A 26,301-nucleotide genomic window follows, 5' to 3' on the forward strand; every position below is an offset into this window, starting at 1 on the left:
CTTGCTAGGGCCTCCGCCGGGCGAGTAGCTTCACCCCTGACGGTACTTTCAAGGAGTTGAATATGTTGGCGCGTTGGCTGGCTGTTCCAGCTGTACTCATGGTGTTTGCCGGTTCGACCTGGGCGGGCGAATGCCCGTCGCTGTTGCAGGGCTCGTTGCCCAAGCTGCGCGCCAAGGAATCCATCGATCTGTGCCAGCGCTTTGCCGGCAAACCGCTGGTGGTGGTCAATACCGCAAGCTTTTGCGGTTTCGCCCCGCAGTTCAAGGGGCTCGAAGCGCTGTACCAGCGTTACAAGGATCAGGGGCTGGAGCTGGTAGGTGTGCCGTCCAATGACTTCAAGCAGGAGTCCAGGGATGGCGCGGAAACGGCCAAGGTCTGTTATGTGAACTACGGCGTCACCTTCACCATGACCGAGCCGCAGCAGGTCCGAGGCCCGGACGCGGTGCACCTGTTCAAGGTCCTGGCCGAGCAGAGCAGTGCGCCGAAGTGGAATTTCTACAAGTATGTGGTCGATCGCCAGGGCAAGGTGATCGCCAACTTCTCCAGCCTGACCAAACCGGACAGTCCTGAGTTGATCGAGGCAGTGGAACAGGCGCTGGCATCCAAGCCTTGAGTGTTATTTGCGGCCAATAAAAAAGCCCCGGCATCCTTGGATGCGGGGGCTTTTTCGTTCAGGCCATCAGGCTTTAGAAGCGGTAGGTTGCACCCACGCCGAAGCCGTTCGCGCTGTTTTCGTACTCGGAGCTGTAAGACTGGCCGAGTTGCTGGTTCCTGTTGTTGACCTTGACTTTCTCTTCCTTGAGGTAGGAGTAGGCCACGTCGATGGTCAGGTCTTCGGTTGGGCTCCAGCCGGCGCCGAGGCTGAAGATGGTCCGGTCGCCGGTAGGAATGCGTGGCGAACGGTTGGTGTTGTTGGCTGGCGACTGGTCGAAGCTCAGGCCGGTACGCAGTACCCACTGCTTGTTCAACTGGTAGGACGTACCGATGGCGTAGGCCCAGGTGTCGTGCCAGTTCTGCTCTTCCTTGACGGTGCTGAGCGCACCCGGGGCCAGAAGGCCGCCGGCGCTGGCAGTTACGCCTTCGTTTTCCACGGTGATGTCTTTCAGGCGGCTCCAGCGGGTCCAGGTCGCACCGGCGTAGAGTTTCCAGGCATCGTTGAGGTCCTGGGTCACCGAGAAGTCGGCCGATTCAGGGGTGGTGATGTCCAGCGAGGCGTCATAGCGAGCGCCACGCAGCAGGGCGCTCGGAGTGCCGGCGCCTGGGCTGACTTCAGTGTGGCCTTCGAGCTTGTACTTGACCTTCGAGTGGTAGGTCAGGCCCACGCGGGTGGTGTCGGTCGCCTGGACCAGCACGCCGATGTTGTAGCCGTAGCCAATGTCGTTCCCCTTGATCTGGACACGACCGTCGTTGGGCGACAGAGGGGTGGTCAGTGCGGATTCCAGGACGCCGGAAATGCGGTTGATGGTCGGGCCGAAACCGATCGACACCTTGTCGTTGAAGGCGTAGCTGACGGTTGGCTGGAAGGTGATGACCTTGACTTCGCTCTTGCTGCCGAAGTTACGGCCTTGGAAGCCGTTTTCGTAGTCGGTGATCAGGCCGAATGGGGCGTAGACACCCAGGCCGAAGGCCCACTGATCGTCGATAGGCTTGACGTAGAAGCCCATGGGCACGGTGGTGAAGGGCACCATATCGCCTTTGTTGGTACCGCTACGGCTGCCGCTGGCATCGTTGATGTCGGTGGATGCATCGATGGCCGCGACACCGCCAGTGACTTGCTGGCGTTTCAGGCGCGACATACCGGCAGGGTTACCAAAAACTGTGCTTGCATCATCGGCAGCAGAGGATCGACCGGCGAAACCAGTGCCCATGCCGCTGATGCTTTGTTCGTTCAGGGCAAAGCCACTTGCGAAGAGTTGAGTGGATGCCATGGCAACGGCAAGGCTAAGACTGGTTTTGAGTATTACTTTTTTCATTATTAGAACTCCTGGTGATCACCGGAGCGAAAATTACCAACATTTCCTCCTCAGCGCTATAGGCTGTATGGCTTGAGATAGAGCGGTTTTGTAGGACAATCCGACCAAAATTGCCGTTGTTTGCACGATCTTGCAAAAAGTCCGATTCAGCAGGCGACCTGATTCAGCGGTGCAACACAGGTTTGCCAGGCGTCGGCAAAGTCCCGCAAGCGTCCTTGTGGCTGGAAGATCTGCTTCCAGATGCGGGCCATGCCGACCAGGTCGTCGGCCTCGGGGAGCGGGGTGTTCTGCTCTTCTACCAGCAGCCAGGCGATGGCGGTGGCGTAACGCAGGTTGACGGTCAATTCCAGGTGTGGCCCGCTGAGGAATGCATGCTGGCTGGCCAGGCCGCGAACCAGGCTGGCCCGCTCCGGGTCCAGGGCCAGGTAGTGGTCCCAGAGTGCCTGGTGGCGGGGTTCGGCGATGCGATAGAGGCCGTGGCCTCTGCGGTCGTGCAGGGCGGAGCCGAGGGCGGATTGGCTGGCAGCGATGCCTAGCAGCAGTGATTCTGCAGTGCGACTGTGACTGCCCAGATAGATCAGGGTTGGGCGGATCACGTAGCGGCACAGTTCGCTGGCGGCAATACCCATAAAACCCTCGAAAGGTGAAAGTGGCCGGCGAGGCCTGATGGGGGAGCTTGGCAGCGGTGGATCGGTCAGACTCGCCGGAAGCGGATCATGCCGCTTGAGTTGAAGTCTAGTGTCATATCGTTGCTGTAAAGGACTGTTTTTAAAATATTTCCAGCTTCGAGTTATAACCGTTATATCGGATGGTGCTTTAGCCGAAGGCGGAAAAACCGAAATAACAGGCAACAAAAAGCCCCGCTGTTCAGGCGGGGCTTCGGGTTTTCAGCGCTCTGGCGTCTCAGGCAGTCAAGGCCTGGCGGGTTCGCTCGATCACCGCTTGCAGCGGCTCGGCGCTGGAGTACTGGTCGGGGTACAGGCGTTCGCTGTGACGAGCGATACCGTGTTCGTTGACCAGGGTGAAGCTGAAGCAGCCTTTGCGAGCAGCCATGATCAGGCAGTTCATTGGAGCAAAAGCGTTGGTGAGGGTGCGAATGGCATCCTGGGTCTGGATTTGAGTAGACATAGTTATTGGGTGTTCCTACAAATGACACGGTTAAGAACCGTGCAACGTTAAAACGTTCCAGTAACGTCGACCACCATTGGTCGAACGAAGAACCCGACTGGAACAAAGCAGCCAGTTGGAAGCGCTTTATCAAGTGCGCGCTAGGGCTGGCAGGTAGGTACTTAGGAGGGCAGGCAATCACAGCGGGGGGTTAAGGTTCTGGGCCCCAGGTGAAGATCCTGATCAATTTGCAGGTTGGTTCGGTCAGAGTAAAAGTGCTTCGCGACATCCTTTGCAATGTGTTCAAAGGCGGTGTCGGCGAAAGCTTTACCTGGAAACCAGCGAGGTGGTCGATCCCTTGTAGTCGGTAGAAACTTCTCTTGAGGGAAGCTGAACCGGGGGACTTGTTCGACCAGAATTGACTTTCAGCTTGGTACTAACGCTGTGGATGATAACGGATTGATGTAGCTGGTGCAAGTGTGTTAGGCAAAATGGTTATGAGCGTTGCAGGGGCGAGGCCATGAACGAGACAGGCTGGGCTTTCCAACGTAGTTGAGCAGAAAGTTGTTACTGGAATCTTTGGTCCTCGATGCTGTTCTCCCGTGAACGGGCGAAAAAGGTGCAGCGATATAACCGGATCGAGGGTACTTGTGCACAATAGTTGCGCGGGCTGTCACCAGCCTGTCACCTCAGCTGCCGGGCCCTTCAATGCCTGCGATGAAAATTTAAGTCAATGAAAAACATCGGTTTTTTTTACTGGTGAAAAAATCGTCAGTTTGACTGCGGGCCCCGTCCCATGCGGCTTTCGGCGACTTGTAGGGCGGTTGTCCACTGAGTTATCCACAGCTTCTGTGGATTGTCCCAAGCGCTTGCTCTAGCACGGGCGTGCCGAGTTTTTTTCGACTTTACGCATGCGAAAAAAGGAGTAGAGTGGCGCGCCTTCCGATCTGCCCTACAGTGCTTTATGAAGTTTCGCTCAGTGTCACCTTCTGTTACTTCTGCCTCCTCCAGTGTTACCGAACCCAAGCGTTTTACGTTACGCGTGGCCATGTGGCTGCTCGACAGTCCACGCCTGGGGGATAACCGGAACGTCAAACACTTTGCCGGGCGTTTGCTCAAGCAGCCTGCCCGGGAAGGGGTGGTGGCGGCGCAGAGTCGTCTTGGCCAACTGATGTGCCGCGAGTGCGGCAACGCCCGCGATCGGCGGATCGGCCACGATCTGCTGCGCCAGGCGGCACGAGCCGGCGACCGCCGCGCCCAGTTGGAGCTGGGCCAGATCGAAGACTGAGCTGTCCAAGCCTCGGTCCCTTGGTTAACCTTCAAGCTTTATTTCACTGTCTGGAGTGGCTATGGCTATGGACTTGACCAGCGTATTGCTTGGTCTGGCAGGCGCGGCATTGCCCTTGGTGGCGCTCGCCTGGCAACTGCAGCGCCGTCTGAGCTCCCGCCAAACCGAACTGTCCCTGCTGGAGGAGCGCCTGGCCACCGCGCTGCTGGCGCAGGATGGCTTGAACGCCCAGTTGGATGCCTGCCGCGACGAGATCAGCGACCTGGGCCAGGCCAATGCCGTGAAGCAGGCCGACCTGGCTGCGGTGCGCCGGGAAGTCGAGTTGTTGCAGATCGAGCGCGACAACGCCCGTGATGCCGCCCACGCCTGGAACCTTGAACGGGCCAATAAAGAAGCCGAACTGCGGCGCCTGGATGCCCAGGCCGCGTCGTTGAATGCCGAGCTGCGCGAGCAGCAGGAAAGTCACCAGCAACGCCTGAGCGATCTGCAAGGCTCGCGAGATGAGTTGCGGGCGCAGTTCGCCGAGCTGGCGGGCAAGATCTTCGACGAGCGTGAACAGCGTTTTGCCGAGAACAGCCAGCAGCGTCTCGGACAATTGCTCGACCCGCTCAAGGAGCGCATCCAGTCCTTCGAGAAGCGGGTCGAAGAGAGTTATCAGGCAGAAGCGCGTGAGCGTTTTTCCCTCGGCAAGGAACTCGAGCGCCTGCAACAGCTGAACCTGCGCTTGAGCGACGAGGCAACCAACCTGACGCGCGCGCTCAAGGGCCAGAAAACCCAAGGCAACTGGGGCGAGCTGATTCTCGAGCGGGTGCTGGAGCATGCCGGCCTGGAGAAGGGCCGCGAGTACCAGACCCAGGTCAGCCTCAAAGGGCCCGACGGCGAGCGTTTCCAGCCTGACGTGCTGATCATGCTGCCCGGCGACAAGCAAGTGGTGGTGGATTCCAAGGTCAGCCTGACCGCCTACCAGCAGTTTGTCGCGGCGGACGACGAAGTGATCGGCCAGGCGGCGCTGAAGCAGCATGTGCTGTCCTTGCGCAATCACGTCAAAGGCCTGGCCGGCAAGGACTACAAGCGCCTGGAAGGCTTGCACAGCCTGGATTTCGTGCTGCTCTTCGTACCCATGGAAGCAGCCTTTTCCGCTGCCTTGCAGGCCGAGCCCAACCTGTTCCAGGAAGCCTTCGACCGCAACATCGTGATCGTCAGCCCGACCACCCTGCTGGCCACGCTGCGGGTGATCGACAGCCTGTGGAAGCAGGAGCGGCAGAGCCAGAACGCCCGGGAAATCGCCGAGCGCGCCGGTTGGCTGTACGACAAGTTCGTGTTGTTCATTCAGGATCTGGACGAGGTCGGTAATCGTCTGCAGCAGCTGGACAAGGCCTACAGCGCCGCGCGCAACAAACTGACCGAGGGGCGCGGCAACCTGGTCAGCCGCAGCGAGCAACTGCGGTTGCTTGGCGCGCGCGCCAGCAAGAGCCTGCCGGCGGACCTGCTGGAGCGGGCGATGACTGATGCCGACGGCGCCGTGCTCGAACTGCCGGATTGATCTGTAGCCGCTGCCGTAGGCTGCGATCGGCCCCGGAGGGGACGCGGCATTTTCAATATCGCTGAAGGCCTTCGGCCTTATTGCAGCCGGCGGCAGCGACTACAGGACTCTCAGAGCGGCAGATGCCGGCTCAACAGCGCTCGCAACGCTGCCGGCTTCACCGGTTTGGCCAGGTAGTCCAGCCCTGCGGCGTGTACCTCGGCGACCATCTCGGGGCGCCCGTCGGCGCTGATCACCACGCCTGGCACCGGATCCCCCAGCTGGGTGCGCAGCCAGGCCATGACCTCGGTGCCGGTTTCGCCATCGTCCAGGTGATAGTCCACCAACGCCAGTTGCGGGCGCACGCCGTCACCCAGCAGCACGGCGCATTCTTCCCGGTTGCGTGCGGTCCAGACCTGACAGCCCCAGCGGCTGAGCAGGCTGTTCATGCCGATCAGGATGCTGTCTTCATTGTCGACGCACAGCACTTGGGCGCCGGACAGCAGATGGCCATTGAGTTCGGCCACCTGCCTCGGTGCGCTGACGGCCGCCTTGGCCAAAGGCACGCTGACGCTGAAGACGCTGCCCTTGCCCGGCCAGGAGCGGACCTGCAGGCCATGGCCGAGGACGCGACACAAGCCGTCGGCGATCGCCAGCCCGAGGCCCAGGCCTTTTTCGGCGCGGGTCTGGTGGCTGTCGAGGCGCTTGAACTCTTCGAAGATCACTTGCTGCTTGTCCAGCGGGATGCCCGGCCCGCGGTCCCAGACCTCCAGACACAGCTGGTTGCCGCGGCGGCGCACGCCCAGTAGCACAGGGCCCTTGGCGTAACGGAAGGCATTGGTCAGGAAGTTCTGCAGGACCCGGCGCAATAGCTTGATGTCGCTGTCGACCCTGAGGTGGCTGCCACGCAGGCGGAATTTCAGGCCTTGCTCCTGGGCCAGCGCCTTGAATTCGGCCCCCAGGGTATCGAACAGCTCGTTGAGCACGAACGGCTTGCGCTCCGGATTGATCTTGCCGTTTTCCAGGCGGGAGATATCCAGCAAGTCGCTGATCAGGTCTTCGGCGGAGCGCAGGGAGCTGTCCAGGTGCTGGACCAGTTGCTGGGCTTCGCTGGACAAGCCGTCGTCCTGGTGGGAGAGGGCGGCGGAGAACAGCCGGGCGGCGTTCAGCGGTTGCATCAGGTCGTGACTGACCGCCGCCAGGAAGCGCGTCTTGGATTGGTTGGCGGCCTCGGCGGTGCCCTTGGCCTCGGTCAGCGCGGCGTTCAGCTGCGACAGTTCCTGGGTCCGTTCGGCGACCCGTTGTTCCAGGCCTTCGTTGGCTTCGGTGAGGGCCTGTTCGGCCTCGCGGAACGGGGTGATGTCGGTGAAGCTCATGACAAAGCCGCCGCCGGGCATCGGGTTGCCGATCAGCTCGATCACCCGGCCATTGGGGAACAGCCGCTCGGAAGTGTGGGCGCGGCCCTGGCGCATCCAGTGCAGGCGGCGGGCGACATGCACTTCGGCCTCGCCCGGCCCGCACAGGCCACGCTCGGCGTTGTGGCGGATGATGTCGGCGATCGGCCGGCCGACGCTGATCAGCCCGTCCGGGTAGTTGAACAGTTCCAGGTAACGACGGTTCCATGCCACCAGCCTGAGGGACTGGTCGACCACGCTGATGCCCTGGCTGATGTTCTCGATCGCGCCTTGCAGCAGGGCGCGGTTGAACTGCAGCACCTCCGAGGCTTCGTCGGCGATGCGCACCACGTCTTCGAGCTGCATCTCCCGTCCTTCGATGGCGGCCTTGACCACCGCGCGGGTGGACGAGGCGCCGAGGACGCCGGCCAGCAGGCGTTCGGTATGGGCGATCCACTCGCCATCGGCGTTCTGGTTGGGGTTGAAACCCTTGCCCTGGCGGTAGGCAAAGCGGATGAAGCTCTGGCGGGCCCGTTCTTCCCCGACAAAACGCGCGGCGAGCTTGAGCAGGTCGTCGATCTGCACCGACAGCATCGAGCGGGAGCTGGGGCGGCCGCTGATTTCCTGGCCGATGAAACGCCCGGCCTGCCAGTGTTCCGAAACCCGGGTGCGCGACAGCACCGAGACCCAGGCGAACAGGGTGAAGTTACCCGCCAGCGACAGCACCACACCCTGGGTCAAGGGCGTGATCGGCAGGTTCAGCGGGTTGCCGTGCAGCCAGGCCAGGCCCGGGAAGCTGCTCAGTGACCAGCCCAGGCTGTGGGCGGCGATCGGCAGGATCAGGGTGTAGAACCACAGGAAGGTGCCGGCCGCCAACCCGGCGAACACGCCGCGGCGGTTGGCCTGCTTCCAGTACAGCGCGCCGAGCATGGCCGGGGCCAGTTGGGTCACGGCGGCGAAGGCGATCTGGCCGATGGTCGCCAGGCTCGCGGTGGAGCCCAGCAAGCGGTAGCTGACATAGGCCAGCAGCAGGATCACCACGATGCTGACCCGGCGTACCGAGAGCATCCAGTGGCGGAACACTTCGAAGGGCCGCTCGGCACTCTGCCGGCGTAGCAGCCAGGGCAGCAGCATGTCGTTGGAGACCATGGTCGACAGCGCCACGCTGGCGACGATCACCATGCCGGTGGCGGCCGACGCGCCGCCGATAAAGGCCAGCACGGCCAGGGCCGGATGGGCCTGGGCCAGGGGTAGGCTGATGACGAAGGAGTCCGGCAGGACCGAGCTGGGCAGCATCATCTGCCCGGCCAGGGCGATCGGCACCACGAACAGCGCGGCCAGGGCCAGGTAGGCGGGAAACACCCACTTGGCCAGGCGCAGGTCCTGGGGCTCGATGTTTTCCACCACTGTGACGTGGAACTGCCGCGGCAGGCAGATGATCGCCATCATGGCGACGCCGGTCTGCACCACCATCGACGGCCAGTTGATGGTTTCCTGCCAGTACCGCTCCAGGCGCGGGGCGAGCATGGCCTGGCTGAACAGATCGTCGAAACCGTCGTACAGGCCATAGGTGACAAAGGCGCCGACCGCGAGAAAGGCCAGCAGCTTGACCAGGGATTCGAAGGCAATCGCCAGCACCATGCCGCGGTGGTGCTCGGTGGCGTCGAGGTTGCGGGTGCCGAAGACGATGGTGAACAGCGCCAGGATCAGCGACACGATCAGCGCCGTGTCCTGGGCGCGGGTGCCCATGGTGTCGGCGCCGGCACCGATCAGCAGGTCCACGCCGAGCACGATGCCCTTGAGTTGCAGGGCGATGTAGGGGAGCACGCCGACCAGGCAGATCAGCGCCACCACCACCGCCAGGGACTGGGATTTGCCGTAGCGTGCGGCGATGAAGTCGGCGATGGAGGTGATGTTTTCCTGCTTGCTGATTATCACCATCTTTTGCAGGACCCAGGGGGCGAGTACCAGCAGCAGGATCGGCCCCAGGTAGATCGGCAAGAACGACCAGAGTTGCTCGGCGGCCTGGCCGACGGCGCCAAAGAAGGTCCAGCTGGTGCAGTACACCGCCAGCGACAGGCTGTACACCCAGGCACGAACCCGCGGCGGCAAGGGCGCGCTGCGACGGTCACCGTAAAAGGCGATGGCGAACATGATGGCCATATAGGCCAGGGCGACGATGGCGATCAGCCCGCTGGACAGCGACATGGAAACTCCGAACATAAAGGCGCGCCGGGCATTTGGGCCCGGTCAGACAGTCTCGCACGATGTTCGGGGTTCGTCAGTGTCGACCAAGGTATTGGCGCGGCCAGGTGTCGCAGGGGGAAGAGGGCTAGCTGTCAGGCTTTGCCCTGAACAGGCGCGCTCCTGCAGAAGCGCGATGACGGCCTCAAGACTGCAGCGCGATGTCGATCAGTTCATGCAGCTCCTGCACGTCAAGCGGTGCCGCGGCGAACAGGATGCGGAACACCGTCGGCGCCACCAGCATATTCAGTAGCCGGTCGAGGTTGGGCAGGGCTGCTTCGCTGTGCCGGTGGCGATCGAGGATGATCTGCAATTGCCCGCTGAGAATGCTCACGCAATAGCCGGGCGTGGCGCTGCATTGCACGTCGCGCATCATGGTGCGTCCGGGTTCGGAGCTCATTTCGTCGAGGTACTGTTCGGCCCAGGCCCGCAGGTCGCCGCGCAGGCTGCCGGTAGTGGCCGGTTCGCCGTCCGGGCGCATGCGTTCCAGGGCGACATCCGCCAGCAGCGCCGACAAGTCACCCCAACGCCGGTAGATGGTCGAAGGCGTGACGCCGGCGCGGACGGCGATCTGCGGCACGGTCAGGGTCGAGCGCTCCTGTTCTTCGAGGAGTTCACGGACTGCCGAGTGGATGGATTCCTGCACCCGGGCACTGCGCCCGCCCGGGCGTAAACCTTCTTTAATAGCCATGGATCGAACCTTAACACAAAGAATTTGCTTTAAGAGCGAGGCGGTAGCACACTCCGCAAAAGCAAAAAATTAGCTTTAATGGAGCGTGCCCATGTCCAGTCCTGTCGACTCTTCACTGTCAAACCGTTCCAGACTGCTGTTTCTGGCGATCACCTTACTCAGTTTTCTCGCCGCTTCCAGTGTGCCGACGCCGATGTACCACCTGTATCAGCAAGCGCTGCAATTCTCCTCGGCGACCTTGACCCTGATCTTCGGCGTCTACGCCTTGAGCCTGTTGGCGGCACTGCTGAGCGTGGGTTCGCTTTCGGATTATCTGGGGCGCAAGCCGGTGATCTTCGTGGCGCTGCTGCTGGACATACTGGCGATGCTGCTGTTCATCCAGGCCGACAGCGTGGCCTGGCTGATTGCCGCACGGGTGATGCAAGGCTTCGCCACCGGTATGGCCACCAGTGTGCTGGGGGCGGCGCTGCTGGACACCGACCGGCAGCAGGGGCCGCTGGTCAACAGCGTGGCGCCCTTGCTGGGCATGGCGTGCGGGGCGATGGGCAGCGGCTTGCTGGTGGAATACGCACCGTTGCCGCTGCAACTGGCCTACTGGCTGCTGCTGGTGTTGTTTGTCGCCCAGGCGCTGTACCTCTGGCGCCTGCCGGAGACGGTCAGTGCCCAGCCTGGTGTCTGGGCCTCCCTGCGGCCCACCCTGCATGTGCCGCCCCAGGCGCGACGGGCACTGTGGCTGGCGTTACCGGTGGACGTGGCAGTGTGGGCCGTGGGCGGGTTCTTTCTGTCGTTGGCGCCATCGCTGGTGCGCACCGCGACGGGCTCGACCTCGAACCTGATCGGTGGCGGCCTGGTGGCGGTGCTGACCCTGAGCGGTGCCCTGATGATTTTTGCCCTGCGCCATCGTCCGGCGGACAAGGTGCTGCGGCTGGGCGCGAGCCTGCTGGTCGTCGGCATCGGTCTGGTCCTCATCGCCGTGCACACCGCCAGCCTGCCGTTGTTCTTCCTCGGTACCCTGGTCACAGGTGGCGGTTTTGGCTCCGGGTTCCTCGGCGCCTTGCGCAGTGTGATGCCCCTGGCCTTGCCCCATGAGCGGGCGGGGTTGATGTCGGCGTTTTATGTCCTGAGTTATCTGGCGTTCTGCCTGCCGTCCCTGCTCGCGGGAAACCTGACGCGCAGCCTTGGCCTGATCGCGACCACCGACGGCTATGGCGTGGTGTTGATCCTGCTGTCCCTGGCCGCTTTGCTGGGGCTGCTGCGTCAGCGAACCGCCAAGACCTGTATCGCCCAGGAAAGTTGAGCACTGGGGTGGCTGATCCGGGCGCCGGCTTGGGTTAGCCTGCACACCGGGCGCGTGCAGGGTGCGCGCGCCAACCTTGGGAGCGGCGGGCATCGATGAAGATTATTCGCAGTAAAACCTTTACCGGGGAGCGGGCCTGGGCGGCGCTGGATATCGCCAACATGAACGGCATCACCACACGCCTGCATTGGACCGACCAGCCTTATAAATGGCACACCAACGACGGGCAGGAAGTCTTTGTCGTGCTCGATGGCCAGGTGCGCATGCACTATCGGGAAAACGGCCTGGAACAGTCGGTGCTGCTGGAAGTGGGCGATATCTTCTACGCCGATGTCGGTACCGAGCATGTGGCCCATCCGCAAGGTGCGGCGCGGGTGCTGGTGGTGGAAACCGAGGGCAGTGTCTAGTTCTTGTATTTGTAAAATAGATAACAGATAGAGAAATTACCCGTTATATAGATATTCGATCCGGTTCTATCATGGCTCCACCTCATCGGAGGACAGGAGATCACACCATGACATGCCCCAACACCCTCAGAACCGGACGGCCCTTGAGCCAGTTGCAGCATCCTCGCGAAGCCATCCGCCAGTTCACCCCCAACTGGTTCGCCGCCACCATGGGCACCGGCGTGCTGGCCCTGGCGCTGGCCCAGTTGCCGCTGCGGATCCCGGGCCTGCACCTGTTGGCCGAGGGGCTGTGGCTGTTCACCATCGTACTGTTCGTAGTGTTCAGCGCGGCCTATGCGGCACGCTGGGTAATGTTCTTCGACGAAGCCCGGCGGATTTTCGGGCACTCCACGGTCTCGATGTTCTTCGGCACCATCCCCATGGGCCTGGCCACCATCATCAACGGTTTTCTGCTGTTCGGCCTACCGCGCTGGGGCGAGGGCGTGGTGCAGTTGGCCGAGCTGTTGTGGTGGCTGGACGTGGCGCTGTCGCTGGCTTGCGGGGTGCTGATTCCCTACATGATGTTCACTCGCCAGGAGCACCGTATCGACCAGATGACCGCGGTCTGGCTGTTGCCGGTGGTCGCGGCCGAAGTCGCCGCCGCCAGTGGCGGGCTGCTGGCGCCGCACCTGGTGGACGCGCATTCGCAGCTGGTGATGCTGGTGACCAGCTATGTGCTCTGGGCCTTCTCGCTGCCGGTGGCCTTCAGCATCCTGACCATTCTCATGTTGCGCATGGCCTTGCATAAGCTGCCTCACGAAAGCATGGCTGCCTCGAGCTGGCTGGCCCTGGGACCGATCGGCACAGGGGCCCTGGGTATGTTGCTGCTGGGCGCGGACGCTCCGGCGATCTTTGCCGCCAACGGCATGACCGGAGTGGGCGAAATCGCTGAGGGCCTGGGGCTGGTGGCCGGTATCACCCTGTGGGGTTTCGGCCTGTGGTGGATGCTGACGGCGTTGCTGATCACTCTGCGTTACCTGCGCGACGGCATTCCGTTCAACCTCGGCTGGTGGGGGTTCACCTTCCCGCTGGGGGTCTATGCCCTGACCACCCTGAAACTGGCCAGCACCCTGAACCTGACGTTTTTCGCGGTGTTCGGCAGCCTGTTGGTCCTGGCGCTGGCGTCGATGTGGCTGCTGGTGGGCAAGCGTACGCTGCAGGGCGCTTATCGAGGTGAGTTGTTCGTTTCGCCTTGCATCGCAGGATTAGCGAAATAATCCGCGAACTTTAGGTAAGGTTGTGGCCTGGATCGAAGATCGATAATCCAATAACAGCATCCAAGCCACTCAGGGACATGGAAGATGAGTCACCCCTCACAGTTCACCTTGCTTCGTACGCGGCGTTTCCTACCGTTCTTCATTACCCAGTCCCTCGGTGCGTTCAACGACAACATCTTCAAGCAGTCGCTGATCCTCGCCATTCTCTACAAGCTGGCCATCGAGGGGGACCGCTCGATCTGGGTCAACCTCTGCGCCTTGCTGTTTATCCTGCCGTTCTTCCTGTTCTCGGCGCTGGCCGGGCAATTCGGCGAGAAGTTCGCCAAGGACGCGTTGATCCGCCTGATCAAGCTCGGCGAGATCCTGATCATGGCGGTGGGGGCGGTGGGTTTTGTCTTCGATCACCTGTCGCTGATGCTGCTGGCGCTGTTCGCCATGGGCACTCACTCGGCGCTGTTCGGCCCAGTGAAATATTCGATCCTGCCCCAGGCGTTGCGGGAGGAAGAATTGGTGGGGGGCAACGGCCTGGTGGAAATGGGCACCTTCCTGGCGATTCTCGCCGGGACCATAGGCGCCGGGATCATGATGTCTTCCGCCCATTACGCCCCCATCGTCTCGACGGCGATCATTGCCGTCGCCGTGCTCGGTTACCTCGCCAGCCGAGGCATTCCCCGGGCCGCGGCAGCCACCCCGGACCTGCGCCTGAACTGGAACATCTTCAGCCAGTCCTGGGCCACCCTGCGCCTGGGTCTGGGGCAGACTCCGGCCGTGTCGCGCTCGATCGTCGGCAACTCGTGGTTCTGGTTTGTCGGGGCGATCTACCTGACGCAGATCCCGGCCTATGCCAAGGAGTGGATGCACGGGGACGAGACGGTGGTCACGCTGATCCTCACCGTGTTCTCGGTGGGGATCGCTGTCGGTTCCATGCTGTGCGAGAAGCTCTCGGGACGTAAGGTCGAGATCGGCCTGGTGCCCTTCGGTTCGTTCGGCCTGACGGTGTTCGGCCTGCTGCTGTGGTGGCATTCCGGCGGGATTCCGGTCAGCGAGGCGGGTTACGGCTGGATCGAGGTACTAGGTTATAGCCACGCCTGGTGGGTGCTGATCGATATTCTCGGCCTGGGTATCTTCGGCGGTTTCTACATAGTGCCGCTGTACGCCCTGATTCAGTCGCGGACCCCGGAGCACGAGCGGGCGCGGGTGATTGCCGCGAACAACATTCTCAACGCGCTGTTCATGGTGGTGTCGGCGATCGTCTCGATCGTCTTGCTGAGCCTGGCCAAGCTGTCGATCCCGCAGCTGTTCCTGGTGGTGTCGCTGCTGAACATCGCGGTCAACGCCTACATCTTCAAGATCGTCCCCGAGTTCAGCATGCGTTTCATGATCTGGCTGCTCAGCCATTCCATGTACCGGGTCGAGCATCGCAACCTGGAGGCGATCCCGGACGAAGGCGCGGCGTTGCTGGTGTGCAATCATGTGTCCTTCGTCGATGCCTTGCTGATCGGCGGCGCGGTGCGACGGCCGATTCGTTTCGTGATGTATTACAAGATCTACAACCTGCCGGTGCTCAACTTCATCTTCCGTACCGCCGGGACCATTCCGATTGCCGGACGCAACGAAGACATCCAGATCTACGAAAGGGCGTTCACCAAAATTGCCCATTACCTCAAGGATGGCGAGCTGGTGTGCATCTTCCCGGAAGGCAAGCTGACCGCCGATGGCGAGATCAACGAGTTCAAGGGCGGGCTGACGCGGATTCTCGAAGAAACGCCGGTGCCGGTGATTCCGCTGGCGTTGCAGGGGCTGTGGGGCAGCTTCTTCAGCCGTGATCCGAGCAAGGGGCTGTTCCGCCGCCTGTGGTCGCGAGTGACCCTGGTGGCCGGTTCGGCCGTGACAGCCGACAGTGCCGAACCGGCCCGTTTGCAAAGCCTGGTGGGCGAGCTGCGCGGCTCCGTGCGCTGATACCTGTAGCCGCTGCCGAGCCTGCGAGGCTGCGATAAGGCCCGCAGGGCCTTGGTTCCCGATCTGCCGCCAGACCGCTGGCGATCTTCAGAACGCTGCGACCGTGCCGGTCGGTCGCAGCCTGCGGTAGCGGCTACAGAGGGTTCAGGCCGCGCTGACCTTCAAGCCGACCAACCCGGTAATGATCAGCGCCACGCTGGCCAGGCGGAACAGCGCCATGGACTCACCGAACAGAATGATCCCGGCGATCACCGTGCCGACCGCACCGACCCCGGTCCAGATGGCATAGGCGGTGCCCAGCGGCAGTTCCTTCATCGCCAGCCCCAGCAGGCCGAGGCTGACCGCCATGGCGGCGATGGTCAGGGCAGTAGGGAGAGGGCGACTGAAACCGTCGGTGTATTTGAGGCCGACGGCCCAGCCCACTTCAAACAGGCCGGCGAAAAGCAGAATGATCCAGGACATGATGACCTCCATCGATTGACGGGGTCGTCCCCAGATTAATGACTCGATCGAGCCGCGGGGTCGTCCCCGCGTTGCGCAGTATAGTGTCCAGCATTAATCCGGGGATCAAGTTTCTCCTTAGTCGCTCGCTTGCTGGGCCGCCAGCACGCGCTCGTCCTTTTCGCTCATGCGGCGGAACCAGGTGGAAAGCAGCGCCCCGGAAATGTTGTGCCAGACGCTGAACAGTGCGCTGGGCACCGCCGCCAGCGGCGAGAAGTGCGCGCTGGCCAGGGCGGCGCCGAGGCCGGAGTTCTGCATGCCGACTTCCAGGGCCAGGGATTTGCGTTGCGCCAACGGCAGCTTGAACAGGCGGCCGGTGAAGTAACCCAGCAGGTAACCGAAGCTGTTATGCAGCATCACCACAGCCATGATCAGCAGGCCGGACTCGGCGATTTTCGCCTGGCTGGCGGCCACCACCGCGGTGACGATGATCACGATGCTGACCACTGACACCAGCGGCAACACCTCCACCGCATGCCGCACTCGGTCGCCGAGCACGCGCTGGGCAATCACCCCGAGCACGATCGGCAGCAGCACCACTTGCAGGATCGACCAGAACAGCTCCATGAACGAGACCGGCAGCCAGGCCGAGGCCAGCAGCCAGATCAGGGCCGGGGTCAGCAACGGCGCCAGCAGGGTGGTGACGGCGGCGATCGCCACCGACAGCGCCAGATCACCGCGGGCCAGCCAGGTCATGACATTGGACGAAGTACCGCTCGGGCAGCAGCCGACCAGAATCACGCCGACGGCGATTTCCGGCGGCAGCTGGAAGACCTGGCACAGCAACCAGGCCACGCCCGGCATGATCACGAAGTGCGCGACCACGCCCAGGGCCACGCGCCATGGATGGCGGGCGACTTCGGCGAAGTCCTCGAGCTTCAGGGTCAGGCCCATGCCGAACATCACCAGGCCCAGCAGCGGCACGATGGCGCCCTTGAGGCCGATGAACCAGCCCGGCTGCAAGAACGCCACCACCGCGAAAATCAGTACCCAGTAGGCAAAGGTATTGCCGACAAAACGACTTAATGCTGCCAGTGCACGCATGGCCTGTTCCTTCTTATATGAAAACGCCACCGAAAGCGGTGGCGTCTATGGTGCTCCTGCAGGAGCGAGCGGCGGATCGGGCCAGCTGGCTGCTACAAGGTCAGATGCCTTGTGGAATCTCTTCGCCACCCAGGGCTTCGAACAGCGCCGGGAGGAAGTCGCCGAAGGTCAGCATCATCAGGGTGAAGCTGGCGTCCAGTTGGCCCAGGGCTTCGTCGCCGCCGTCCTGTTCCGCCTGGTCCTGCAACAGGTCTTCGAACTTCAGGCGCTTGACCGTCATCTTGTCGTCGAGCATGAAGGACAGCTTGTCCTGCCAGGCCAGGGACAATTGGGTGACCACCTTGCCGGTGCTCAGGTGCAGCTGGATTTCTTCGCTGGTCAGGTCCTGGCGCTTGCAACGGACGATGCCGCCGTCTTCGTGGGTGTCGCGCAGCTCGCATTCGTCGAGGACGAAGAAGTCGTCGGCGGCTTGTTGGGTTTTCACCCAGTCGGTCATGATCGCGGTCGGCGCGGTCTTCACGGTCAGCGGACGCACCGGCAGGGTGCCGAGCACTTCGCGCAGGGTGGAGAGCAGGTCTTCGGCGCGCTTCGGGCTGGCCGAGTTGACCAGGATCAGGCCCTGCTTCGGCGCGATGGCGGCGAAAGTCGAGGAGCGGCGGATAAAGGCGCGCGGCAGGAATGCCTGGATGATTTCATCCTTGATTTGGTCGCGTTCCTTTTTATAGACCTTGCGCATTTGCTCGGCTTCGATCTCTTCGACCTTTTCCTTGACCGCGTCGCGCACCACGCTGCCAGGCAGAATACGTTCTTCCTTGCGCGCGGCGACCAGCAGGAAGTCCTGGCTGACGTGTACCAGCGGCGCATCTTCGCCTTTGCCGAACGGCGCGACGAAACCGTAAGTGGTCAACTCCTGGCTTGCACATGGACGCGCCAGTTTGGTGGCCAGTGCGGTTTCCAGCGCCTCAGCATCAAAGGGCAGATCTTGGGTCAGGCGATAGATAAGCAGGTTCTTGAACCACATGGGGTGAATCTCTCCTTTATACAAAGGGGGGCATTATTCTCCGCGCAGCTCCATAGGCCAACCCTCCGCTAAGCCTTTGGAAGGCCTGAAAAAATTATTTTAAAAAGTGCTTGCCAGAGTAGGGGGCGCTCCGTAGAATGCGCGCCACACCGAACGTGAAGGGTGATTAGCTCAGCCGGGAGAGCATCTGCCTTACAAGCAGAGGGTCGGCGGTTCGATCCCGTCATCACCCACCATTCGCTTTCAGTGTTACGCGCAGCGGTAGTTCAGTCGGTTAGAATACCGGCCTGTCACGCCGGGGGTCGCGGGTTCGAGTCCCGTCCGCTGCGCCATATTCGATGATCTGGAACACTGAACGCCAGGTCATCACAGAAAGCCCGCTAACGCGGGCTTTTTTGTGCCCGTGTTTCATGCGCGGCGCCCGATACATCGAAATTCAGCTTTTTTTGATAATTTTGTTATTTAAATCAGCACGTTATGAATTTCTGTGTAATAATGCGCCCCGCAACGAAGGTAAAGGGTGATTAGCTCAGCTGGGAGAGCATCTGCCTTACAAGCAGAGGGTCGGCGGTTCGATCCCGTCATCACCCACCACTTGCTTTCAACGCTACGCGCAGCGGTAGTTCAGTCGGTTAGAATACCGGCCTGTCACGCCGGGGGTCGCGGGTTCGAGTCCCGTCCGCTGCGCCATATTCGATGAGCTGGAACACTGAACGCCAGCTCATTACAGAAAGCCCGCTAACGCGGGCTTTTTGCTGTCTGGGGTATGCGAATGCCCCCCCAAAAAAGCGGCCTGCGGGCCGCTTTTTTCGTTTGTGGCTCACTGCTCGGCGTTGCGACTGTGCCGGTAGTCGCTGACCGCTTCGTACACCGCCTTGCGCAGGCGGTTGATGCCACCGATGGGGCGGTGCGCCTCCAGGCCGAACCAGGGGTTGAAGGACAGGTTGTCGCATTGCAGGTTCTGCTGCGGGGTATCGAAGTCCTGGGCGGGAATCCTGATCCGCGCCACGGTTTCGAAGGGCGCATCGCTTTCTCGCCATTCGATGCTGGTGTCTTCGATGGGCATGTAGTGGCTTGGGTCCTGGCGTTGCACCTGCAGCACGAAGCAGGCCGGCACCCGGTCGGTCGACAGCTGCTGGTTCAGGGCGTGGCGCAGAAAGTTGGGCAGGGCCTGGTTCTGTGGGGGCAGGTTGTACGCCGGGCAGCTGTCCGGATCCGGTGCGACGCGGAACTTGGCGTTGACGCCGCCGAACTTGTAGGGCGAAACCGAAAAATAGCGGGTTTGCGTCGGGCTGGCCGGGGGCGGTGACAGGGTGGCCAAGGCAATGAACAGGTGACGGACCTGCCAGGTGCGCGGGTCCCAGCCAGGGAAAAAGGCTCCGACCTTTTTTCCGTCCGCCTGCGCGGCGACATTCTGCCGATACTCGGCGACATCGCTGACGAAGAAGTTCGGATGGTTGAACATCACAAAGTCCTGCTCGCCACGGCCCTGCTGCTCCTTCAATAGCTGGGTGCCGGGCACATTCAGCAACTTGATCGCCATCCCGCGTGCATCACGAATGCTGTCGAACTGTGGATAAGCATTGCCGTTGGACAGCCGCACCATGGCTTGCCAGGTCTTGCCGGGTTCGGCGAACACGCCCTGGCGCAACGGCGGCGTCAGTTGCTCGAGAACCTGGACCTCGGCCTTTATGCAGCCGTGGGCCTTGGCGTGGGCGTCGCGCAGGTATCGGGTGTTGTCCCGGTGCTGATCGACGATGCGCACGGCGGTCTTGATGATGTCCTGGGTCATGGCGGCTTCGCCGGGCGGGACCTGCTCTTCGGTCGAGACTGGCCCCTGGTAGCGCCAGATCGACCAGGCGCTGTTCAGTGCCCAGCCGAGCAGGGCGATCAGCACCAGCAGCACAAGTGTCTTGAGCAGCAGCGCACCAAGGCGCAGCCATAAGGTGATCAGCATCAAACCGTCCTTTCGATGAGGGGGCAGGGTCATGGCAGCTGCGCCTCCAGCGGCCCGCCCAGCACTTTCAGGTATTCCAGCAGCGCCCAGCGTTCCTCGGGTTGCAGCAGGTGGCCGATCACCCCGTTGCCACGCTTGCCCGAGCGGAATTCATGGCCGCTGTTGTGGTTGCCGCTGATCCGCGTATCGAACAGGAAGCCGTTCTTGAAGGGCGCGGTGCGGTAGCCCAGGTGCTTCGGATCGTATTCGAAGGTGCCTTTATAGAAGGTGCTGGCGCGTTCGGCCTGAGGCGAGAGCAACTGGTACAGGCTGGGCACCGAACCGTTATGCAGGAAGGGTGGGGTGGCCCACACTCCTGCCAGCGGCCGGGCCTTGTAGGCCCGCAGTTCGCGAACGCCGATCGGCAGGCCGTAGCCGTCGAGCCGCGGCCGCTCGGCCGGGGTCACCTGGGCGTCCCGGTAGGCGCGCTCCTCGACGAAGGCCGTGACATAGGCCAGGCCCTTGGCCGCGGACAACTGGCGCATGTCCAGCGGTTCGCCGGGTGTTGGGTGCAGTTCGACATTCGACTGGGCCAGCTCGGCGGCATCCCATTGCAGCGTGCTCAGGTCATAGCGTTGGTCGGCAATATTGTTGGCGGTATTGGGGTCGGTGCCGATCACCGCAACCGGCAGCATTTTCAGTCGTTGCACCGGGCGTCCGTTGACCTCGCTGACCGGCGGGACATGGCAGCCCGCACAGTTTTCCGCGAACAGCGCTCGCCCCTTGGCTGCCAGCGGCTTGTCGATGCTGCCGAACAGTTCTTCGGGCCAGGTTGGCGGTTTCAGCCGTTGCAGGGTTTCTTCGATGCGATTGAGGTCGCGCACCCGAACGCTCGACGGATACCGGGCATCGCCCTTGAGCGGCTGGCCCTGGGTATCGAAGAAGTTCAGGGTGGCGCCGACGCCCAGCGCCTCGCCGATATTGCGGGCCATGGGTTGCTGGGCCGAGCCGTTCCACTGCACCCAGTCGAAGGTCCAGATGTCCCATAGCTGGGGGTAATCCACCGGCGCATTGGCTACCCGATAGTTGTCGGGGGAAATGGCGTCGCCGAAGCTGGCGTTGGCGATCCGGCCAAAGGCGTCGGTACGCCCGGGGCCTTCTTCGGTGGGATAGAGGCCACGGTGGGTGTCGTTCCAGGCGACGCGCAGGAAGGTGTCCAGCGACGCCTTGAAGTCCTTGCGCAGCTGTTCATGCTCGGCATCGTAGTTCTGGCCCAGCACGTTGCGGGCGAAGCGCTCGAATTTCCACGGGTTGTAATAGGTCGACGCCAGGCTGGCGACCAGCGCCTGGCCGAAGCTGCCGCCACGCAGGGTGGGCACGCTGGAGGGCAGTACATGCTGCGCTGAACCGCCATCGACCCGCAGGGCCTGCTGGTTGTAGCGCAGCTCGCCGGTGTGGCAGGCGGCGCAGGTGATGTCCAGGTAGTGCTGCGGGCTGCCAGGGTTCTGATGGCGGGTGAAACCCACCGGCAGGTTCGCCGGATTATCGGCGCTGGCCTGCTGCGCCGGATCGACCAGGAAACCAAAGCGGGCCAGGTACTGGGGCGCGGCGAAGCGTTGCGTGGAGAAGGGCAGTTCCAGGGCGGCGAACCACTCATAGCGCAGGCCCTTCACCTGCGTGCCCTGGGGCGTGAAGTAATAGGCCTGGCGGTCGGCGGCGCTCCATTGATCCTGATAATGCACCTGTCGGGCGGGCACATAGTCGGGCAATTTCGGATTGGCCACGTAATACAGGGCTACGGCCAGGGCGACGCCGATCAGGGCGAGAATCAGCAGCAAAACACGGGATAAGAGGCGCAAGATGTACATCCTTGTCGAATTGTGGCTCTCTTATGCCTCAGGGCAAACTGCCGGGCAAGTGGCCATTACGTCAGATATCAGCCAGGTGTCATTACCTTGTGTGTGATGCATTCTTCCCCGCACTCGTTGTAATGACCGGCAAAATGCTTTTAAACACGTGAACTTATCGGGTTAATCCAGCTCTCATGCCGGTAGCCATTGGTCGTGGCCGCCTGATAAGCTCGCGGCTTTACTCGAATGCCCTTTAGGCGCATGAACAAGGAAATAGCATGAAACAGCATCGGTTAGCGGCGGCGGTAGCCCTGGTTAGCCTGGTACTCGCGGGTTGTGACTCGCAGACCAGCGTGGAGCTGAAAACCCCGGCGCAGAAAGCTTCCTATGGTATCGGCCTGAACATGGGCAAAAGCCTTGCCCAGGAAGGTATGGATGATCTGGATTCCAAAGCTGTAGCCCAGGGCATCGAAGATGCCATCGGCAAGAAAGAACAGAAGCTGAAAGACGACGAATTGGTCGAAGCCTTCGCCGCGCTGCAAAAGCGTGCTGAAGAGCGCATGGCCAAGATGAGCGAAGAGTCGGCAGCCGCCGGCAAGAAATTCCTCGAAGAAAACGGCAAGAAGACTGGCGTGACCACTACCGCCTCGGGCCTGCAGTACGAAGTGCTGAAGAAAGCCGATGGCGCCCAGCCTAAGCCGACCGACGTGGTGACCGTTCACTACACCGGTACCCTGACCAACGGCACTGTGTTCGACAGCTCGGTCGAGCGCGGCAGCCCGATCGATCTGCCGGTCAGCGGCGTGATTCCGGGTTGGGTCGAAGGCCTGCAACTGATGCACGTCGGCGAGAAGTACAAGCTGTACATCCCGAGCGATCTGGCCTACGGCGCACAGAGCCCGAGCCCGGCCATTCCGGCCAACTCGGTTCTGGTGTTCGAGCTGGAACTGCTGGGCATCAAGGATCCAGCGAAACAAGACGCCGCCAAGTAATCTTCGTCTGGTTCAATGACAACGCCCCGTCCTTACGGGGCGTTGTCGTATCTGGTCGTTGGTCCGGGAAAAAATGCGAACCCACGGCATAAGGCATAGTCTTAACAGGACGCGCTGCGGCTAGCCGCATGAGACTGCCAAGTCAATGAAATTATGGGTTTTTTTATGTGAGTAAAAAACGCCCGATCTGAGCCGAGCCCTTGTAAAACGGGGCTTTCAGCTGTGAAAAGCGGCTCTGTTCACAAGGTTATCCACAATTTGTGTGGATAACATTTCAGTGGGAGTGACGATGAAAGCACCCTGGAATTTTGCCCGCTTCCTGCCCCTGGCCGGCCGCTTGCTCAGCCGTGGCCGGTTGCCGACCCTGTTGTTCGCCGTGGCCAGCAAAGGCGCCTTGCAAGGCGGCCGTCTCGGCAAGCTCAAGGACGATTTGCGCCTGCTGCAGGCCCTGTGCCTGGCTTACTGGCGTGGCGAGTACCGCGCCATCAGCCCCAAGGCGCTGCTGTCGGTGGTCGCGGGCCTGATGTACTTCCTCAGTCCGCTGGATGCCATCCCGGACTTCCTACCCATGTTCGGCATGCTCGATGACATCGCCGTGCTGGCCTGGATCATGAAAACCCTGGACGGCGAACTCAGCGCCTTTCGCGCCTGGCGCAATCGCCAGCAACCGGAGAAGCTGGCGGTGGTGGAGCGTTTGCCCGACACCCCGGAACAACTGCAATTGGAAGGTCCGAAGAAAAACTGAGGTGAATTCGGATCCATACAACGCTGCCCCCGCGACCTTAGTGACTGTTAGGATTACACTTCATAAGGAAAAGTCCGACTCGTTATGTGTCGTCCTACGGGGTAGTAATGGATATTCAGATAATTGCACGCGATGGCGAGCCCGAGTATGCGGTTCTGCCATGGGCTCAGTATCAGGCTTTGCTAAAGGCCGCAGGTGTCACCGATCAATCTTCGCGAGAGGCCAGGGGGCCTGTCGCAACCGCAGCCGACCAGCCGCTTCCGGGTCTGGATCAACTCCGCAGTTTGCGCGAAACCAAGGGAATCGCCATCGAGGCGCTTGCCCGTACGGTAGGTATCAGTCCGTCATATCTGGCCATGATTGAAAGCGGTGAGCGTCAACCGGACGCCGCTATACGCCGTAGCCTGGCCTGGGAATTGACGGTTCCGGGTTGGAGGGATGAATCGTGAGCGTAAGGATCAGTCGTCAACATTGGGATGGCCTGTTGGGGGAACTCGACCAGGCCCGTCGGCAACGCCATCTTTTGACCTATCGCGCTCTGCTTGAGCGCTTGCAGCTACCCAGCCCCGCCATGCAGACCCTGACCGCGGCCCTTGAGCATCTGGCCGCGCTGGATGCGCGTGCGGAGCAGCCGTTGCGCAGTTCGCTGGTGATCAGCCAGGGGGCGAGCCGTTTGCCACGCACCGGTTTTTTCGAGTGTGTGGAGCGCCTCGGACGTTTTTCCGGGCCTTCCGACGGGGTGGCGGCCGCCTCATGGCATGCCTCGGAAGTGGTGCGTGTATTCGAGTACGAATACCCTGAGTCGGCGGAGGCCTGAGTGTACTGGCGCCTCAAGGCGCGGGCCGGCTACTGGCTGGCCCGCCGGTTGTTTCATTGGCCCTGGTTTGTGCGACAACCCCGGGGCTGGCACTGGCTGGAAGGGCAACTGGCGCGCATGGCGAACCTGGGGGACGTCGGCGCACAGAGCTTTTATGGCCATATCCTGACCTTTCGTGGCCAGGGCCTGGGGGCCCGTGAAGAAGGCATACGCCTGTTGCGTCTTGCCGGCTTGGCCGGGGACGCCAAGGCGGCCTATCAGATGGGCGTCATCAGCCTGGCCGGCTCACCCAGCAAGGCTGCGGATGCGGCAGAAGCGACCCGTTGGTGGACGCTGGCGGCGAAAGCCGGGCACCCCCTGGCCGAGGTCAAGCTGGCGCAGCTGAATCAGTCGAGTGCGCCGGATCCGCTAGCGGGGCCGCGTCAGTCGTAAAGCCGCCGGCCACCTGGCGGCTGTCGATCACATGAATGCTGTAGCCCGGCACGTTCTTGGCGTGGTGCTTGGCTTGCGAGGCCAGCTCGGCCAACTGGCTGGCATCGAGTTGTCCACAGGCCTGTGGATACAGATGCACCACGCCAATGGACAGTGACAGCAGGGCGAACTCCTGGCGAATGCCCTGGCGGTTGGGGGCGATGAAGCAGCCGGCTTCCAGGTGTTCGCTGCGATAGAAACGCCGGCACTGGCTGTGGAAGTCGTCCAGCAGCTGGTTCAGGCGCTTTTGCCAGTCTTCGGGGCCCAATACCAGGAGAAAGTCGTCGCCGCCGATATGGCCGACGAAATCGCGGCTGGGGTCCACCCGGTCATTCAGGCACTGCGCCAGACACAGCAGCACTTCATCGCCACGGCCGTAGCCATAGATATCGTTGAAGGGCTTGAAGCTGTCGATGTCCACATAACAGATCAGCGATTCCCGTCCTTGTTGCAGCAGGTGGGTCAGGCACTGCTGGATCGGTACGTTGCCAGGCAGCAGGGTCAGCGGGTTGGCATAACGCGCCTGCTGGATCTTCAGCTCGGTAATCAGCTTGAGCACATCGATCACCCGGCCCAGGCCCAGGTAGCCGCCGTTGAGGGTGATGATGAAATCCTCCTCGATCCGTTGCCGGGCGCGGCTGGTGATCAAGCGGCTGACCTGTTGTAGCGACTGGCTGAGCTCCACCGCGAGGAAGTCATCGTTCATCAGGCGGCTGATGGGCTTGCGGGCAAACAGATCGGTGGCAAAGGGCTTGAGCAGGGCGTCGGACAACGAATGGCGGTGCACGATGCCGCAAGGCTGGCCCTGTTCGTCGAGCACCGCCAGCGAGTTGAGGTTGGCCTGGCGACGGAAGGCTTCCAGTACCGTGGCTGTCGGTATGTTGCGCGCCACCGCTGGTTGTTCGTTGAGCAGGGCACTGAGGTCGCTGCCTTCGTCGTTGAGCGTCGCGGGAGTGCTTTCGCGCTTGGGCAGCAGGTTGCGGCCATCGCGGGGCGGATGTTCCTGGGGGCGGCAGAGCAGGTAGCCCTGCAGCAGGTCCACGCCCATTTCCGTGAGCACCTCCAGCTCTTCCGCCACTTCGATGCCCTCGGCGATCACCTGGGCGCGGGAGGCCTTGGCAATTTGCAGGATCGAGCCGACGAATTCGCGCTTGAGGGCGTCCTGGTGAATGCCGTCGATAAAGTGCCGGTCGATCTTCACGTAGTCCGGACGCAGCTCGGACCACAGGCGCAGGCTCGAATAACCGGCGCCGAGGTCGTCCAGGGCAATCGAGAAACCCATGTCCCGATAGTGATGCAGCGCATTGTGCAGCAGCTGGAAGTCGTCGATCGGCGTCTGTTCGGTGAGTTCGATCACCACCTGGCTCGGCGGGATACCGAAGTCCTGCAGCAATTGCAGGGTGCGGCCGGGCTGGTGGGCGGCCTCCAGCAATGATTCCGGGGACACGTTGAGGAACAGCTTGCCGGGCAACTGCTGCTCGCTGAACCCCTTGCAAGCGCTCTGGCGACAGGCGATTTCCAGCTCACTGAGGCGTCCGACCTGGCGGGCCACGGCAAACAGGGCGACAGGGGAGTGCAGCGGGCTGTTGGACGGGCCGCGGGTCAAGGCTTCATAGCCGAGAATGCGCCGTTCGGAGAGACAGATGATCGGCTGGAACAGACTGTGCAAACCGCTTTGAGCCAGGATTGAGCTCAAGGCACTCAGCTGTTCGGTCGTGGTCATGGCGATCTCTGTCGATAAAAAAAGGACCGGGCGCGCCCTTGATTCAAGAGCAGCGCCCGGTC

General features: G+C 62.1%; 23 protein-coding genes and 4 tRNA genes. 16 read left to right on the forward strand and 11 right to left on the reverse strand.

What is annotated here, in order from left to right:
• Positions 1 to 62: 62 nt before the first annotated feature.
• Complete coding sequence (locus ACTJKT_RS05585; protein WP_440786443.1) at positions 63 to 614, forward strand: glutathione peroxidase; 552 nt, start codon at positions 63 to 65, stop codon at positions 612 to 614.
• 73 nt (positions 615 to 687) lie between these two features.
• On the opposite strand, the gene ACTJKT_RS05590 is transcribed toward ACTJKT_RS05585, so the two are convergent.
• The 3 genes from ACTJKT_RS05590 to ACTJKT_RS05600 all read right to left on the reverse strand — a co-directional run bounded on the left by ACTJKT_RS05590 (position 688) and on the right by ACTJKT_RS05600 (position 3,102).
• Positions 688 to 1,974 carry an OmpP1/FadL family transporter gene (locus ACTJKT_RS05590; protein ID WP_440786444.1) on the reverse strand — a complete coding sequence of 429 codons (1,287 nt, stop codon included), beginning with the start codon at positions 1,972 to 1,974 and terminating at the stop codon, positions 688 to 690.
• Between the two features lie 146 nt (positions 1,975 to 2,120).
• The gene (locus tag ACTJKT_RS05595) at positions 2,121 to 2,603 is read right to left on the reverse strand and encodes a hypothetical protein (protein WP_025805636.1); all 483 of its coding nucleotides are present in this window, start codon (positions 2,601 to 2,603) and stop codon (positions 2,121 to 2,123) included.
• Between the two features lie 274 nt (positions 2,604 to 2,877).
• The gene (locus ACTJKT_RS05600; RefSeq protein WP_007927809.1) at positions 2,878 to 3,102 is read right to left on the reverse strand and encodes a hypothetical protein; all 225 of its coding nucleotides are present in this window, start codon (positions 3,100 to 3,102) and stop codon (positions 2,878 to 2,880) included.
• Between the two features lie 943 nt (positions 3,103 to 4,045).
• On the opposite strand from ACTJKT_RS05600, the gene ACTJKT_RS05605 reads away from it, so the two are divergent.
• Positions 4,046 to 4,369, forward strand: a complete 324-nt coding sequence (locus ACTJKT_RS05605) for a hypothetical protein (protein ID WP_081251686.1) — start codon at positions 4,046 to 4,048, stop codon at positions 4,367 to 4,369.
• A 175-nt stretch (positions 4,370 to 4,544) separates the two neighbouring features.
• Positions 4,545 to 5,912 (forward strand): DNA recombination protein RmuC, encoded by a 1,368-nt coding sequence (gene rmuC, locus ACTJKT_RS05610; protein WP_164486445.1) that lies wholly within the window; start codon positions 4,545 to 4,547, stop codon positions 5,910 to 5,912.
• Between the two features lie 110 nt (positions 5,913 to 6,022).
• Here rmuC and ACTJKT_RS05615 read toward each other — a convergent pair whose 3' ends face one another.
• Both ACTJKT_RS05615 and ACTJKT_RS05620 read right to left on the reverse strand, forming a co-directional pair.
• Positions 6,023 to 9,493 (reverse strand): hybrid sensor histidine kinase/response regulator, encoded by a 3,471-nt coding sequence (locus ACTJKT_RS05615; RefSeq protein WP_440786445.1) that lies wholly within the window; start codon positions 9,491 to 9,493, stop codon positions 6,023 to 6,025.
• 181 nt (positions 9,494 to 9,674) lie between these two features.
• Positions 9,675 to 10,220, reverse strand: coding sequence for a TetR/AcrR family transcriptional regulator (locus ACTJKT_RS05620; RefSeq protein ID WP_440786446.1), 546 nt, complete (start codon positions 10,218 to 10,220; stop codon positions 9,675 to 9,677).
• A 91-nt stretch (positions 10,221 to 10,311) separates the two neighbouring features.
• Between ACTJKT_RS05620 and ACTJKT_RS05625 the strand changes: the two genes are divergently transcribed.
• The 4 genes from ACTJKT_RS05625 (at position 10,312) to ACTJKT_RS05640 (ending at position 15,139) form a co-directional block, all read left to right on the forward strand.
• Positions 10,312 to 11,517, forward strand: a complete 1,206-nt coding sequence (locus tag ACTJKT_RS05625) for an MFS transporter (RefSeq protein ID WP_440786447.1) — start codon at positions 10,312 to 10,314, stop codon at positions 11,515 to 11,517.
• Positions 11,518 to 11,612: 95 nt separating this feature from the next.
• Positions 11,613 to 11,924 (forward strand): cupin domain-containing protein, encoded by a 312-nt coding sequence (locus tag ACTJKT_RS05630; protein WP_025805630.1) that lies wholly within the window; start codon positions 11,613 to 11,615, stop codon positions 11,922 to 11,924.
• A 107-nt stretch (positions 11,925 to 12,031) separates the two neighbouring features.
• Positions 12,032 to 13,180 (forward strand): TDT family transporter, encoded by a 1,149-nt coding sequence (locus ACTJKT_RS05635; protein ID WP_440786448.1) that lies wholly within the window; start codon positions 12,032 to 12,034, stop codon positions 13,178 to 13,180.
• A gap of 84 nt (positions 13,181 to 13,264) precedes the next feature.
• Entirely contained in the window at positions 13,265 to 15,139 is a 1,875-nt protein-coding gene (locus ACTJKT_RS05640; RefSeq protein ID WP_440786449.1) for an MFS transporter, read from the forward strand.
• A 144-nt stretch (positions 15,140 to 15,283) separates the two neighbouring features.
• Here ACTJKT_RS05640 and sugE read toward each other — a convergent pair whose 3' ends face one another.
• From sugE to rdgC, 3 genes are all read right to left on the reverse strand, one after another.
• Entirely contained in the window at positions 15,284 to 15,601 is a 318-nt protein-coding gene (gene sugE / locus ACTJKT_RS05645; RefSeq protein WP_097304652.1) for a quaternary ammonium compound efflux SMR transporter SugE, read from the reverse strand.
• A gap of 117 nt (positions 15,602 to 15,718) precedes the next feature.
• Complete coding sequence (locus ACTJKT_RS05650; protein ID WP_440786450.1) at positions 15,719 to 16,684, reverse strand: bile acid:sodium symporter family protein; 966 nt, start codon at positions 16,682 to 16,684, stop codon at positions 15,719 to 15,721.
• A 100-nt stretch (positions 16,685 to 16,784) separates the two neighbouring features.
• Entirely contained in the window at positions 16,785 to 17,705 is a 921-nt protein-coding gene (rdgC, locus tag ACTJKT_RS05655; RefSeq protein ID WP_009045083.1) for a recombination-associated protein RdgC, read from the reverse strand.
• Positions 17,706 to 17,865: 160 nt separating this feature from the next.
• Between rdgC and ACTJKT_RS05660 the strand changes: the two genes are divergently transcribed.
• From ACTJKT_RS05660 to ACTJKT_RS05675, 4 genes are all read left to right on the forward strand, one after another.
• Positions 17,866 to 17,941 (forward strand) — tRNA-Val (locus ACTJKT_RS05660).
• Positions 17,942 to 17,960: 19 nt separating this feature from the next.
• Positions 17,961 to 18,037, forward strand: a tRNA-Asp gene (locus tag ACTJKT_RS05665).
• Between the two features lie 186 nt (positions 18,038 to 18,223).
• Positions 18,224 to 18,299, forward strand: a tRNA-Val gene (locus ACTJKT_RS05670).
• A 19-nt stretch (positions 18,300 to 18,318) separates the two neighbouring features.
• Positions 18,319 to 18,395, forward strand: a tRNA-Asp gene (locus ACTJKT_RS05675).
• Positions 18,396 to 18,525: 130 nt separating this feature from the next.
• Here ACTJKT_RS05675 and ACTJKT_RS05680 read toward each other — a convergent pair.
• Positions 18,526 to 19,662: a catalase family protein gene (locus tag ACTJKT_RS05680; RefSeq protein WP_440786451.1), complete on the reverse strand. Its 1,137-nt coding sequence runs from the start codon at positions 19,660 to 19,662 to the stop codon at positions 18,526 to 18,528.
• Between the two features lie 29 nt (positions 19,663 to 19,691).
• On the reverse strand, positions 19,692 to 21,500 hold the full coding sequence (locus ACTJKT_RS05685) for a di-heme-cytochrome C peroxidase (RefSeq protein WP_440786452.1): 1,809 nt from the start codon (positions 21,498 to 21,500) through the stop codon (positions 19,692 to 19,694).
• A gap of 269 nt (positions 21,501 to 21,769) precedes the next feature.
• Between ACTJKT_RS05685 and ACTJKT_RS05690 the strand changes: the two genes are divergently transcribed.
• From ACTJKT_RS05690 to ACTJKT_RS05710, 5 genes are all read left to right on the forward strand, one after another.
• A complete protein-coding gene (locus ACTJKT_RS05690) occupies positions 21,770 to 22,483 on the forward strand; it encodes an FKBP-type peptidyl-prolyl cis-trans isomerase (protein ID WP_440786453.1) in 714 nt (237 codons plus the stop codon).
• Positions 22,484 to 22,772: 289 nt separating this feature from the next.
• Complete coding sequence (locus ACTJKT_RS05695) at positions 22,773 to 23,228, forward strand: YkvA family protein (RefSeq protein WP_007927824.1); 456 nt, start codon at positions 22,773 to 22,775, stop codon at positions 23,226 to 23,228.
• A gap of 107 nt (positions 23,229 to 23,335) precedes the next feature.
• Positions 23,336 to 23,677: a helix-turn-helix domain-containing protein gene (locus tag ACTJKT_RS05700; RefSeq protein WP_053280555.1), complete on the forward strand. Its 342-nt coding sequence runs from the start codon at positions 23,336 to 23,338 to the stop codon at positions 23,675 to 23,677.
• The gene (locus ACTJKT_RS05705) at positions 23,674 to 24,045 is read left to right on the forward strand and encodes a hypothetical protein (protein ID WP_003179080.1); all 372 of its coding nucleotides are present in this window, start codon (positions 23,674 to 23,676) and stop codon (positions 24,043 to 24,045) included. The genes ACTJKT_RS05700 and ACTJKT_RS05705 overlap by 4 nt, the downstream gene beginning before the upstream one ends.
• Positions 24,046 to 24,477 (forward strand): sel1 repeat family protein, encoded by a 432-nt coding sequence (locus ACTJKT_RS05710; RefSeq protein WP_440786454.1) that lies wholly within the window; start codon positions 24,046 to 24,048, stop codon positions 24,475 to 24,477.
• Here the strand turns inward: ACTJKT_RS05710 and ACTJKT_RS05715 are convergent.
• Positions 24,413 to 26,239, reverse strand: coding sequence for a bifunctional diguanylate cyclase/phosphodiesterase (locus ACTJKT_RS05715; RefSeq protein ID WP_440786455.1), 1,827 nt, complete (start codon positions 26,237 to 26,239; stop codon positions 24,413 to 24,415). The genes ACTJKT_RS05710 and ACTJKT_RS05715 overlap by 65 nt on opposite strands.
• Positions 26,240 to 26,301: the final 62 nt, after the last annotated feature.

This window comes from Pseudomonas sp. 22526 (genome assembly GCF_052044735.1).
GTDB lineage: Bacteria > Pseudomonadota > Gammaproteobacteria > Pseudomonadales > Pseudomonadaceae > Aquipseudomonas > Aquipseudomonas piscium.

Coding starts and splice junctions, on each gene's coding strand:
- ACTJKT_RS05585 (WP_440786443.1), top strand. CDS start 63: ATGTTGGCGCGTTGGCTGGCTGTTCCAGCTGTACTCATGGTGTTTGCC.
- ACTJKT_RS05715 (WP_440786455.1), bottom strand. CDS start 26,239: ATGACCACGACCGAACAGCTGAGTGCCTTGAGCTCAATCCTGGCTCAA.
- ACTJKT_RS05620 (WP_440786446.1), bottom strand. CDS start 10,220: ATGGCTATTAAAGAAGGTTTACGCCCGGGCGGGCGCAGTGCCCGGGTG.
- ACTJKT_RS05625 (WP_440786447.1), top strand. CDS start 10,312: ATGTCCAGTCCTGTCGACTCTTCACTGTCAAACCGTTCCAGACTGCTG.
- ACTJKT_RS05600 (WP_007927809.1), bottom strand. CDS start 3,102: ATGTCTACTCAAATCCAGACCCAGGATGCCATTCGCACCCTCACCAAC.
- ACTJKT_RS05630 (WP_025805630.1), top strand. CDS start 11,613: ATGAAGATTATTCGCAGTAAAACCTTTACCGGGGAGCGGGCCTGGGCG.
- ACTJKT_RS05700 (WP_053280555.1), top strand. CDS start 23,336: ATGGATATTCAGATAATTGCACGCGATGGCGAGCCCGAGTATGCGGTT.
- ACTJKT_RS05650 (WP_440786450.1), bottom strand. CDS start 16,684: ATGCGTGCACTGGCAGCATTAAGTCGTTTTGTCGGCAATACCTTTGCC.
- ACTJKT_RS05605 (WP_081251686.1), top strand. CDS start 4,046: ATGAAGTTTCGCTCAGTGTCACCTTCTGTTACTTCTGCCTCCTCCAGT.
- ACTJKT_RS05595 (WP_025805636.1), bottom strand. CDS start 2,603: ATGGGTATTGCCGCCAGCGAACTGTGCCGCTACGTGATCCGCCCAACC.
- ACTJKT_RS05680 (WP_440786451.1), bottom strand. CDS start 19,662: ATGCTGATCACCTTATGGCTGCGCCTTGGTGCGCTGCTGCTCAAGACA.
- ACTJKT_RS05615 (WP_440786445.1), bottom strand. CDS start 9,493: ATGTCGCTGTCCAGCGGGCTGATCGCCATCGTCGCCCTGGCCTATATG.
- rdgC (WP_009045083.1), bottom strand. CDS start 17,705: ATGTGGTTCAAGAACCTGCTTATCTATCGCCTGACCCAAGATCTGCCC.
- ACTJKT_RS05590 (WP_440786444.1), bottom strand. CDS start 1,974: ATGAAAAAAGTAATACTCAAAACCAGTCTTAGCCTTGCCGTTGCCATG.
- ACTJKT_RS05635 (WP_440786448.1), top strand. CDS start 12,032: ATGACATGCCCCAACACCCTCAGAACCGGACGGCCCTTGAGCCAGTTG.
- sugE (WP_097304652.1), bottom strand. CDS start 15,601: ATGTCCTGGATCATTCTGCTTTTCGCCGGCCTGTTTGAAGTGGGCTGG.
- ACTJKT_RS05695 (WP_007927824.1), top strand. CDS start 22,773: ATGAAAGCACCCTGGAATTTTGCCCGCTTCCTGCCCCTGGCCGGCCGC.
- ACTJKT_RS05690 (WP_440786453.1), top strand. CDS start 21,770: ATGAAACAGCATCGGTTAGCGGCGGCGGTAGCCCTGGTTAGCCTGGTA.
- ACTJKT_RS05640 (WP_440786449.1), top strand. CDS start 13,265: ATGAGTCACCCCTCACAGTTCACCTTGCTTCGTACGCGGCGTTTCCTA.